Origin of the sequence: Bradyrhizobium sp. Leo170, from assembly GCF_004296405.1 — a bacterium.
Lineage (GTDB): Bacteria > Pseudomonadota > Alphaproteobacteria > Rhizobiales > Xanthobacteraceae > Bradyrhizobium.
The window spans coordinates 1-10,924 of the sequence record NZ_PSRR01000296.1; the positions used below are offsets into that span (position 1 = coordinate 1).

Genomic DNA, 10,924 nt, shown 5'->3' on the forward strand with positions numbered 1-10,924 from the left:
GGCCTCCTGGCCGCGCTGCCAGCACACGGACACGCGCCGAGCCAGTGCTGCGATCTCGGCGAGCAATTCGCTGCGCACGGGCACCGCCATTTCGGCGGCCGCGGTCGGCGTCGGCGCGCGCTTGTCGGCGGCGAAATCGATCAGCGTGATGTCGGTCTCGTGACCCACTGCTGAGATCAGCGGGATCATGCTGTCGGCGGCGGCGCGGACCACGATCTCCTCGTTGAACGACCAGAGGTCCTCCAGCGAACCGCCGCCGCGCGCGACGATCAGCAGGTCCGGTCGCGGAATCCTCCCGTCTTCTGGCAGCGCGTTGAAGCCGCGGATTGCGGCGGCGACCTGCTCGGCGGAGCTGTCGCCCTGCACCTTCACCGGCCACACCAGCACGCGGCGGGGAAAGCGGTCCTCCAGCCGATGCAGGATGTCGCGGATCACGGCGCCGGTCGGCGAGGTGACGACGCCGATCACCTCCGGCAGCCAGGGCAGGAGCTGCTTGCGCGCCTCGTCGAACAGGCCCTCGGCGGCGAGCTTCTTCTTGCGCTCCTCCATCAGCGCCATCAGCGCGCCGATGCCGGCCGGCTCCAGCGACTCGATCACGATCTGATATTTGGAAGAGTTCGGATAGGTCGTGAGCTTGCCGGTCGCGATGACCTCGAGCCCCTCCTGGGGCTTGAAGCGCATGCGGGCGTGGGCGAACTTCCAGATCACCGCCTCGATCTTGGCGTTCTCGTCCTTCAGCGCGAAATAGCAATGGCCGGAGGAATGCGGGCCCCGGAAGCCCGTGATCTCGCCGCGGACCCGGACATGGCCGAACCGGTCCTCCACCGTTCGCTTCAGCGCGGAGGACAGTTCCGAGACGGTGAATTCGGGCGCATTGAGCAGATTCGGTGCAGCGGTCATCACTTGTTAGAATCGGGCTTTTTAGGCGCGGGCGCAAGGTCCTGGGGTGCCAACCAGCCCGTCAGGCCACATATCCACATCAAGCCCGAGCCATTCCTTGCGGCGGCGTGATGCCGTGCTAAACCGTCGCGCTACGGCGCGGCAACCCTTAAATTCTGACTGCAATCGCATGAACATTCTCCTGATCGGTTCCGGCGGCCGCGAACATGCGCTGGCGTGGAAGATCGCCGCCTCTCCACTGGTGACAAAGCTGTGGTGCGCCCCGGGCAATGCCGGAATCGCGCGCGAGGCCGAATGCGTGGCGCTCGATGTGGCCGATCATTCCGCCGTGATTGAATTCTGCAGGCGCAACGCCGTCGATCTTGTCGTGGTCGGCCCGGAGATCCCGCTCGCCGCGGGGATTGTCGACGATCTCGCCGCTGCCGGCATCAAGGCGTTCGGTCCGAGCAGGCTGGCGGCGCAGCTCGAGGGGTCCAAAGGGTTCACCAAGGATCTCTGCCGCGAGTTCGACATCCCGACCGGCGCCTACCGCCGCTTTGACAATGCCGGTGATGCGCTCGCCTATCTACGGGCGCAGGGCGCGCCGATCGTGGTCAAGGCTGATGGCCTCGCCGCCGGCAAGGGCGTCGTGGTGGCCAAAACGCTGGGCGAGGCGGAAGCGGCCATCGCGATGATGTTCGAGGGCGCGTTCGGCTCGGCCGGCACTGAGGTGGTGATCGAGGAGTTCCTGTCGGGCCGCGAGATCAGCTTCTTCGCGCTGTGCGACGGCGAGACTGCGATCCCGCTCGCCTCCGCGCAGGACCACAAGCGCGTGTTCGATCACGATGAAGGGCCGAACACCGGCGGCATGGGCGCCTATTCGCCGACGCCGTTCGTGACGCCAGAGATCCATGACCAGATCATGGCGCGGATCATCGGACCTACCGTTGCCGGCATGAAGCAGCGGGGCATTCCGTTCCGCGGCGTGCTCTATGCCGGCGTGATGCTGACGGAGCAGGGGCCAAAACTGTTCGAATACAATGTCCGCTTCGGCGATCCGGAATGCCAGGTGCTGATGCTGCGGATGATGTCCGACATCGTGCCGGCCTTCCTCGCCGCCTGCGACGGGCAGTTGAAGAATTTTGACCTGCGCTGGTTCCCCGAGCCGGCGCTGACGGTGGTGATGGCCGCCAAGGGCTATCCCGGCGATTACAAGAAGGGCACGCGCATCGAAGGGCTCGACGAGGCCGCCCAAATCGAGGGCGTCGAGATCTTCCATGCCGGCACGGTCGAGAAGGATGGCGCCATCCTCGCCAATGGCGGCCGCGTGCTCAACATCTGCGCGTCGGCCACGACCGTGACCGAAGCCAAGCAGCGCGCTTACGCCGCGATCGACCGCATCAAGTGGCCGGACGGCTTTTGCCGCCGCGACATCGCCTGGCAGGCGGTGGAGGCCGAGCAGGGCTAAACTCGATCCGAAATTCAGAGGAGGTACGCGAATGTCCGATCTCGCCGATCTTTTCCCCGGCTACGCCTCCGAATGGATCAACACGTCCTCCGGCCGCATCTTCGCGCGCGTCGGCGGCAAGGGGCCGCCGCTGCTGCTGTTGCACGGCTTCTCATCCACACATGTGATGTGGCATCCGGTGGCGCCAAAGCTCGACGACAGGTTCACGCTGATCATCGCCGACCTGCCGGGCTATGGCTGGTCGGACATGCCGGAGAGCGACAAGGACCACACGCCCTACACCAAGCGCGCGATGGCGAAGACGATGATCGAGGCGATGGAGAAGCTCGGCCACGTGCATTTCGCGCTCGCCGGTCACGACCGCGGCGGCCGCGTCTCCTATCGGCTGGCGCTCGATCATCCGGGGCGGCTGTCCAAGCTCGCGGTGCTCGATATCCTGCCGACCTATAATTACTGGGAGCGCATCAACCGCCTCTATGCGCTGAAGATCTATCACTGGACCTTCCTGGCGCAGCCGGCGCCGTTTCCGGAGACGCTGATCCTGGGCGCCCCGGATTTCTTCCTGAAGCACAAGATGGCGAGCCAGACCAAGTCGAAGACGCTGGACGCCATCGATCCGCGCGCGCTGGAGCATTATCTGGCGCCATTCCGCGATCCCTCGCGCGTGCATGCGATGTGCGAGGATTACCGCGCCGGCGCCTATGCCGATTACGAGATCGACAAGGCCGATGTCGAGGCCGGCCGGAAGATCACGATCCCGATGCTGGCGCTGTGGGGCGATGCCGGGATTGCGAGTGCCGCGGCGACGCCGCTCGACACCTGGAAGCAGTGGGCGACCAATGTCGTGGGCGCGCCGGTCGACTCCGGCCATTTCCTGACCGAAGAAAATCCGGAAGCCACGGCAAAGCTGCTGCGGGAGTTCTTTCTCGCTTCGTAGCCCGGGTGGAGCGCAGCGCAACCCGGGAAGACACGGACTCCAGAACCCTGGGTTGCGCTGCGCTCCACCCGGGCTACGGGAAGTTCACCGCCGCTCCCGGAAAAACTCCCGCAATAGCACTGCGGCCTCTCGCTCGCCGATGGCGGGATAGATTTCCGGCCGGTGATGGCAGGTGGGCTGCGAGAAGAACCGCACGCCGGATTCGACCGCGCCGCCCTTCGGATCGGCCGCGCCGTAATAGAGCCGGCGGATGCGGGCGAACGAGATCGCGGCGGCGCACATCGTGCACGGCTCGAGCGTGACATAGAGATCGCAATCCACCAGCCGCTCGGTGCCGATCGCCTCCGCGGCCTGCCGGATCGCCAAAATCTCGGCATGCGCGGTCGGGTCGCGGTCGGTCAGGGTCCGGTTGCCCGCGGTGGCGATCACCTCGTAGCCCCGGACGATCACGCAGCCGATCGGAACTTCGCCGGCCTTTCCGGCGTTTTCGGCGGTTTTCAGCGCCAAATCCATGAAAGAAGGGGCAGTCATGCCTCGTATCATCGGAAGAAACCTGCTACTAGCTGCGCCTTCAGCAAAAGTGGATGCCCGGTTTTTGCGTGAGATTGCGGCTCGATAACGGGCACGCATGAGCGCCATTTGCCCCCTAAGTGAGACTATTCATGCCCCGCGACAGCGACAAAAACAACGATTCCCGCGGTCGGCGTGATCGGCCGGGCGGCAAGGGCCGCTCTGGCAAGGCGCGCGGGCCGGAGAAGAAGTTCGCCAAGCGCGGCTTTGGGACCAGGGATTCTGCCGGAAAGCGCGATGATGCAAAGCGCGACTTCGGCAGCAAGCGCGAAGATCGCCCGTTCCGCCGCCGCGACGGGGATGAGGCGCCGCGCCGGGACTATGGCGACAAGCCGCGCTTCAACCGCGACGACCGCCCGCGCGGAGAGCGGACGTTTGCCGACCGCCCGTCGCGTGATGGTGAGAAGCGGCCGTTCAAGCCGCGCGGCGACCGGCCGAGGTTTGACCGGGATGACCGCGGCGGCGAAAAGCGCCCCTACACCCCGCGCGCCAATCGCGACGATGCCCGTCCGGCGTCGCGGTTTTCCGATCGCAAGTTCGGCGACAAGAAGCCCTACGCGTCGCGCGATCGTGACGGCGAGAAGCGATCCTATGCACCACGCGGCGAACGATCCTTTGGCGACCGTCCATCCCGCGATGGCGATCGGCCCGAGAGAAAGTTCGGCGGCGACAGGAAATTCTCGCGCGGTGCTGCCGACCGCGGGGATCGGGCGCCGCGCAAGGATTTCGGCGACCGCCCGCCGCGCGGCGAGTCCAAGCCGTGGGAGAAGCGCGAGCGCAATTCCGATCGTCCGGAACGCAATTTCGGCAGCTCGCGCGATTTCGACCGGCCGAAATTCGACAAGCCGCGCTATGACCGGCCGCGCGACGATCGCGGCGGCGACGAGCGCCCTCGCTTTTCGCGCGCGCGCGACGACCGTCAGCAGGGCGATCGTCCATTCCGTGAGCGGCCGAAATTCGATCGTCCCCGCGAGCGCGATGATCGCAAGTTCGATCGTGGCCGCGAGCGCCCCGAAGGACGCACCGACTGGCAGGAGCATCCGCGCAGCGAAGGACGTTTTGGCGACCGTCCGCGCCGCGACAATGAGGATGAGAGCAAGATCTTTGCGAAGCGTCCGGCCTTCGGCGGCCGCGGCGCCTATCGCGAACGACCGGCAGATTTCGAGAGACGGCCGCGTCCGGAGCCGAAGACGAAGAAATCCGGCGAGCGCATCGCCAAGGTGCTGGCGCGTGCCGGGCTGGCCTCGCGCCGCGACGCGGAGGAGATGGTCACGCAGGGCCGCGTCACCGTGAATGGCCGTGTCATCAATTCGCCGGCGCTCGACGTCACCGCGAACGATGTCGTCGCCGTCGACGGCAAGCCGTTGCCGCCGCGCGAGCGGACGCGGCTGTTCATGTATCACAAGCCGCGCGGGCTGATGACGACGCATGACGATCCCGAGGGGCGGCCGACGGTGTTCGACAATCTGCCGGAAGGCCTGCCGCGGCTGATCAGCGTCGGCCGGCTTGATTTCAACACCGAGGGATTGCTGCTGCTGACCAATGACGGCGGGCTCGCCCGCGTGCTCGAATTGCCCGACACCGGCTGGCTGCGCCGCTATCGCGTCCGCGCCCATGGCGAGGTGACGCAGGCGCAGCTCGATGAACTGAAGAAGGGCGTCGAGGTCGAGGGCGTCAAATACGGTCCGATCGATGCGACACTGGAGCGCGACCAGGGCTCGAACGTCTGGCTGGTGTTCGCGATCCGCGAGGGCAAGAACCGCGAGGTGCGCAACGTGATGGCGCATCTCGGGCTCGAGGTGAACCGGCTGATCCGGATCTCCTACGGTCCGTTCCAGCTCGGCGAGCTCGAGGAAGGCAAGGTCGACGAGGTCAAGACGCGGGTGCTGCGCGAGCAGCTCGGCGAGAAGGTCGCCAAGCTTGCGGGCGTGGACTTCGCCCGGCCGGAGCACCATGCCGACGGTGACGACGATGCGCTACGCGACAGAAAGCCGTCCAAGCCGGCGAGCAAGCGCGCCGTGATTGCCGACCGCAAGGGCCGCCGCGTGCTGGTGCAGCGCTCCGGCAGTGAGGAAGCGCGCATCCGCAACGAGGAAGAGAATGCCGGCTACGGCCCGCCACGCCGCGTCAAGCGCACCTATCACGGCAAGCGCGACCTGAAGCCGAAGGACGAGTAGGCCGGACGATGCGCGTCGTCGGGGGACGATTGAAGGGCCGCAATCTGGCCGCGCCATCCTCGCGCGACATTCGCCCGACCGCGGATCGATTGCGCGAGTCCGTGTTCAACATCCTCGTCCACGCCTATGACGATCCGATTCAAGACGCGCGGGTGCTGGACCTCTTGCCGGCACCGGCGCGCTCGGCATCGAGGCGGTGTCGCGCGGCGCGAAGTTCGCGCTGTTCGTCGACAACGGCGCCGAAGCCCGCGCGCTCCTCCGCAACAACGTGGAGTCGTTGGGGCTCGGTGGCGTGACAAAAGTATTCCGCCGCGACGCCACCAATCTGGGCCCCGCGCATCCCGTCGAGCCGTTCTCGCTGGTGTTCCTGGATCCGCCCTACGGCAAGGGATTGGCCGAGAAGGCGCTGGCCTCGCTCCGCGATGGCGCGTGGCTGACGCCCGGCGCGCTCGTGGTGGTGGAAGAGGCGAAGGCTGTGGCGTTCACAGCACCTGACGGCTTCGAGGAGCTGGAGCGCCGCGCGTACGACGACACGGAGTTCGTGTTCTTGAAGGTGCCGTAGGGTGGGCAAAGCGTAGCGTGCCCACCATTGCGAGCGGAGTGCTTGATGGTGGGCACGCTACGCTTTGCCCACCCTACGCGTCCCGCGCAGCTCACCGCCGCCCGAACAGCTTCTCGATATCCGATAGCTTCAATTCCACATAGGTCGGGCGGCCGTGGTTGCACTGGCCCGAGTTCGGCGTGTCTTCCATCTCGCGCAACAGCGCGTTCATCTCTTCCGGCTTGAGGCGGCGTCCGGCGCGCACCGAGCCGTGGCAGGCCATGGTGGCGGCGACATGCATCAGGCGTCGCTCGAGCGGCAGCGCCTCGTCCCATTCGGCCATGTGCTCGGCGAGATCGCGGAGCAAACCGGCCGCATTGGCCTTGCCGAGCAGCGACGGCGTCTCGCGCACCGCAACCGCGCCGGGGCCGAAGGATTCGATCGCGAGCCCGTAACTGGCAAGCTCTTCGGCGCGATCGAGCAGTTTCTCGACGGTGGATTCATCGAGCTCCACGATTTCAGGAATCAGCAAAATCTGCCGTTGCACGCCGTTCTTGGCCAGCGACGCCTTCAATTTCTCATAGACGATGCGCTCATGGGCGGCGTGCTGATCCACCACGATGAGTCCGTCGCGGGTCTGCGAGACGATGTAGGTTTCGTGGATCTGGGTGCGCGCCGCGCCAAGCGGGCGATCGAGCAGGTCGGCCGCGGGCTGCGCCTCGAAGCGGACATCGGCCGTCGGCGTGCCGACGTCGAAGGCAGCCTGGCCAGGCTCGGCCAACGCGCTTGCGGCCACGCCGTCGAATGAAGGCAACGGCCGCACGGGAAAAGCCGGCGAGCCGCGCCAGTCCCAATTGCTCGGCCGCGGGGCAACGAAGGAGGGGCGGAAGGCGGAGAGCGCCGCGCCATCGGTATTGGCCGCGGTGCGCCTTCCTTCGCGCGCGAGACCTTCTTTAAGCGCATGCACGATCAGGGCGCGGACCAGGCCGGCATTGCGGAAGCGCACTTCGGTCTTGGCCGGATGCACATTGGCGTCGACCTCCTGCGGCGGCAGCGTGACGAACAGCGCCACCACGGGATGGCGGTCGCGCGGCAGGTAGTCGGCATAGGCCGCGCGCACCGCGCCCAGGATCAGCTTGTCCCGCACCGGGCGGCCGTTGACGAACAGGTATTGGCCGAGCGCATTCGCCCGCGTCAGCGACGGCGCGGCGGCAAAGCCTTCGACCACGACGCCCTCGCGTTCGGCGCGGACCTCGATCGCGCATCCGCGGAACTCGCCCCCGAGAATATCGCCGAGCCGCGTCAGCCGGCCAGGCGCGCCGGGCAGTGCCGCAGCCCAGGTGACCGGGGCGCCCTCCTCGCCGGCGAGCGTGAAGGCGATGTCGGGCCGCGCCATCGCCAGCCGCCGCACCACCTCGCGGATCGCTTCCGCTTCGGTGCGGTCGGTCTTGAGGAATTTCAGCCGCGCCGGCGTCGCGTAGAAGAGATCGCCGACCTCGACGCGGGTGCCCTGGCCGAGCGCCGCGGGCATGACCTCCGATTTCACGCCGGCTTCGACCGAAAGCGACCACGCGTGCGGTTCGCTCGCATGTCGCGTCACGATGTTGAGCTTTGCCACCGCGCCGATCGAGGGCAGCGCCTCGCCGCGGAACCCGAGCGTCCGGATCCGCAGCAGGTCCTCGTCATCGAGTTTTGACGTGGCGTGGCGGTCGACCGCAAGCGCGAGGTCGCCGCGTGTCATGCCGCCACCGTCATCGGTGATCCCGATCCGCCGCCGCCCGCCGCCATCGGTGAAGATATCGATCCGGCTCGCACCGGCATCGATCGCATTCTCCACCAGTTCCTTGACCACGCTCGCGGGGCGTTCGACCACCTCGCCGGCGGCGATGCGATTGACGACCTGTTCGGGAAGCTGGCGGACGGGCATGGCGTGCGTGGCATCGATTCGAGGATCAACCCATTCTAGGCGGGCGCCGCAACAAATGCATGCGTTCGGGTCCGGAAATCCACGCGGCCCTGGGGATGGGACCTGCCTATCATCTTGAAGGCACTGGCATTCGCGGGACGCCGGCTGTGCAGCGCAGGATTGTCGGGTTGTGCGGTCGGGTATATCGTTTAGAAAAATTATAATCTGGCGGGAGGATTCCATGTGTCATCTGTTCGCCCATCAGCCGCAACGCGACTACGAATCGCAGACCAGATCGCTGCGACTTGGCGGCCATTGCACCTCGATCCGGCTGGAACTGGCGTTCTGGGACACGCTGGAGGAGATCGCGGCGAAGGAGGGGATGAGTCTGGCGAAATTCCTCACCACGCTGCACAACGAGGTTCTCGACCATCACGGCGAGGTCAGTAATTTCGCCTCGCTGCTGCGCTGCTCCTGCCTGATCTATCGTTCCAAGAGCGCCGCGTCGCCGGAGTTGCGCGACAGGCCCGCCATTCTCGACGCGGCCGAGTAGGCTCCCTCGCGAGCCTCGTAGCCCGGGTGGAGCGGAACGCGCAACCCGGGACGCCTGCATCAACATCGACCGGCGGTCCCGGGTTACGCTGGCGCTCCACCCGGGCTACGGCGCTGCGGGTGCAGGCGTTGTAGCTCCCTCTCCCGCTTGCGGGAGAGGGCTGGGGTGAGGGTGTCTCCCGATGGGACTATCTGTGGGGAGAGAGCCCCCACCCGCCGCGCTTCGCGCGTCGGCCTCCCCCGCAAGCGGGAGAGGCGAAGCGAGCGCGTGGCTAGCATCAGATCCTAAATCTCCTTCCGCTGCATTGCGCCGGCGATGTGGTCAGCTTGCCGGATCGCCAGCGACACGATTGTCAGCGTCGGGTTGCAGGCTGCCCCGCTCGTGAACTGGCTGCCATCCGAGACGAACAGGTTCTTGATGTCGTGGGTCTGGCCGTATTTGTTCACCACGCCATCTTTCGCCTTCTCGCTCATTCGGTTGGTGCCGAGATTGTGCGTGCTCGGGTAGGGCGGCGTCGGATAGGTGACGGTGGCGCCGACCGCCTCGTAGACCGCGGCACCCTGCTTGTAGGCATGGGCGCGCATCGCGAGATCGTTCGGATGATCGTCGAAATGCACGCTCGCGACCGGCATGCCGAACTTGTCCTTCGCCTTCGGATCAAGCGTGACACGGTTGGTCTCCTGCGCCATGTCCTCGCCGACCAGCCACATGCCGGCCATCCGCGGATAGCCTTCCATCGCACTGGTGAACGGGCGTCCCCATGCGCCTGGACTGAGGAAGGCAGCCATGAAGGGCAAGCCAAGCGACAGCGTCTCCATCTCATAGCCCCCGACGAAGCCGCGTGAGGGATCGTTCTTGGCCTCGTCGCGAATGATGCCGGCCATCGTGGTGCCGCGATACATGTGCACCGATTTCTCGAAGGTCGCATACACGCTGCCGGTCATGTGCCGCATGTAATTGCGGCCGACCTGGCCGGAGGAGTTGGCGAGCCCGTCCGGGAACATGGTCGATGCGCTGTTGAGCAATAGCCGCGGGCTCTCGATCGAATTGCCGGCGACCGCGACCACGCGGGTCTTCTGGCGCTGCATCGCGCCGTTTGCGTCGGCATAGACCACGCCGGTCACCTTGCCGGATTGATCGTGCTCGATCTTGATCACCATGCTGCCCGGGCGCACTTCGAGATTGCCGGTGGCCTCGCCCTTCGGGATTTCGGTGTAGAGCGTCGACCATTTCGCGCCCGACTTGCAGCCCTGGAAGCAGAAACCGATCTGCTGGCAGGAGCCGCGGCCGTCACGCGGTTCGCTGTTGATCGCCATGTTGCCGGTGTGCACGGTCTTGTAGCCGAGCTTTCTGGCGCCGGCCTCCAGCACCTTGAAATTGTTGTTGCCGGGCAGGCCCGGAATGCCGTTGGTCCGCGTCACGCCCATCTTGTTCTCGGCCTTGGCGTAATACGGCTCCATCTCCGCGAGCGTGATCGGCCAGTCCAAGAGATTGGCGCCGGGGATGCCGCCATAGGTGCTCTTGACCTTGAACTCATGTTCGTCGAAGCGCAGCGACGCGCCGGCCCAATGCGTGGTCGAGCCGCCGACCGCCTTCACGATCCATGCCGGCAGGTTCGGAAAGTCCTTGGCGACGCGCCAGCTTCCCGACGTCGTGCGCATGTCCGACCAGGCGAGCTGGGCGAAGCTGTCCCATTCGTCGTTGACGAAGTCCTGGTTCTCGATGCGCGGTCCGGCTTCGAGGATGACGACCTTGACGCCCTTCTGCGCCAGCTCGTTGCCGAGCGTTCCACCGCCCGCGCCGGAGCCCACGATCACCACCACGCCACTGTCATTGAGATCGAATTTTGCCATTGTGATCCTCCCAGAGCGTTGGTTGGTTTATGCCTTCGGT

The 10,924-nt window shown here is 66.2% G+C and carries 8 protein-coding genes and 1 pseudogene; 5 read left to right on the forward strand and 4 right to left on the reverse strand.

The window, feature by feature from the left end:
- Positions 1–900 (reverse strand): exodeoxyribonuclease VII large subunit (xseA, locus tag CWO89_RS33710; RefSeq protein ID WP_130582789.1); only part of this gene is annotated, 900 nt, incomplete at its 3' end.
- 169 nt (positions 901–1,069) lie between these two features.
- Here xseA and purD point away from each other — a divergent pair.
- Both purD and CWO89_RS33720 read left to right on the forward strand, forming a co-directional pair.
- Positions 1,070–2,347 (forward strand): phosphoribosylamine--glycine ligase, encoded by a 1,278-nt coding sequence (purD, locus tag CWO89_RS33715; protein WP_130582790.1) that lies wholly within the window; start codon positions 1,070–1,072, stop codon positions 2,345–2,347.
- Positions 2,348–2,378: 31 nt separating this feature from the next.
- Entirely contained in the window at positions 2,379–3,284 is a 906-nt protein-coding gene (locus tag CWO89_RS33720) for an alpha/beta fold hydrolase (RefSeq protein WP_130582791.1), read from the forward strand.
- 84 nt (positions 3,285–3,368) lie between these two features.
- On the opposite strand, the gene CWO89_RS33725 is transcribed toward CWO89_RS33720, so the two are convergent.
- Positions 3,369–3,815: a nucleoside deaminase gene (locus CWO89_RS33725; protein ID WP_245476703.1), complete on the reverse strand. Its 447-nt coding sequence runs from the start codon at positions 3,813–3,815 to the stop codon at positions 3,369–3,371.
- Between the two features lie 131 nt (positions 3,816–3,946).
- On the opposite strand from CWO89_RS33725, the gene CWO89_RS33730 reads away from it, so the two are divergent.
- Positions 3,947–6,031: a pseudouridine synthase gene (locus tag CWO89_RS33730; protein ID WP_165421433.1), complete on the forward strand. Its 2,085-nt coding sequence runs from the start codon at positions 3,947–3,949 to the stop codon at positions 6,029–6,031.
- Positions 6,032–6,039: 8 nt separating this feature from the next.
- Positions 6,040–6,593, forward strand: a pseudogene (rsmD, locus tag CWO89_RS33735) (16S rRNA (guanine(966)-N(2))-methyltransferase RsmD).
- A 91-nt stretch (positions 6,594–6,684) separates the two neighbouring features.
- Here the strand turns inward: rsmD and mutL are convergent.
- The gene (mutL, locus tag CWO89_RS33740; RefSeq protein WP_130582793.1) at positions 6,685–8,499 is read right to left on the reverse strand and encodes a DNA mismatch repair endonuclease MutL; all 1,815 of its coding nucleotides are present in this window, start codon (positions 8,497–8,499) and stop codon (positions 6,685–6,687) included.
- A gap of 220 nt (positions 8,500–8,719) precedes the next feature.
- Between mutL and CWO89_RS33745 the strand changes: the two genes are divergently transcribed.
- The gene (locus tag CWO89_RS33745) at positions 8,720–9,031 is read left to right on the forward strand and encodes a ribbon-helix-helix domain-containing protein (RefSeq protein WP_028163938.1); all 312 of its coding nucleotides are present in this window, start codon (positions 8,720–8,722) and stop codon (positions 9,029–9,031) included.
- Between the two features lie 284 nt (positions 9,032–9,315).
- On the opposite strand, the gene CWO89_RS33750 is transcribed toward CWO89_RS33745, so the two are convergent.
- Complete coding sequence (locus CWO89_RS33750) at positions 9,316–10,884, reverse strand: GMC family oxidoreductase (RefSeq protein ID WP_130582794.1); 1,569 nt, start codon at positions 10,882–10,884, stop codon at positions 9,316–9,318.
- Positions 10,885–10,924 lie beyond the last annotated feature (40 nt).

Coding starts and splice junctions, on each gene's coding strand:
- purD (WP_130582790.1), top strand. CDS start 1,070: ATGAACATTCTCCTGATCGGTTCCGGCGGCCGCGAACATGCGCTGGCG.
- CWO89_RS33720 (WP_130582791.1), top strand. CDS start 2,379: ATGTCCGATCTCGCCGATCTTTTCCCCGGCTACGCCTCCGAATGGATC.
- CWO89_RS33725 (WP_245476703.1), bottom strand. CDS start 3,815: ATGACTGCCCCTTCTTTCATGGATTTGGCGCTGAAAACCGCCGAAAAC.
- CWO89_RS33730 (WP_165421433.1), top strand. CDS start 3,947: ATGCCCCGCGACAGCGACAAAAACAACGATTCCCGCGGTCGGCGTGAT.
- mutL (WP_130582793.1), bottom strand. CDS start 8,499: ATGCCCGTCCGCCAGCTTCCCGAACAGGTCGTCAATCGCATCGCCGCC.
- CWO89_RS33745 (WP_028163938.1), top strand. CDS start 8,720: ATGTGTCATCTGTTCGCCCATCAGCCGCAACGCGACTACGAATCGCAG.
- CWO89_RS33750 (WP_130582794.1), bottom strand. CDS start 10,884: ATGGCAAAATTCGATCTCAATGACAGTGGCGTGGTGGTGATCGTGGGC.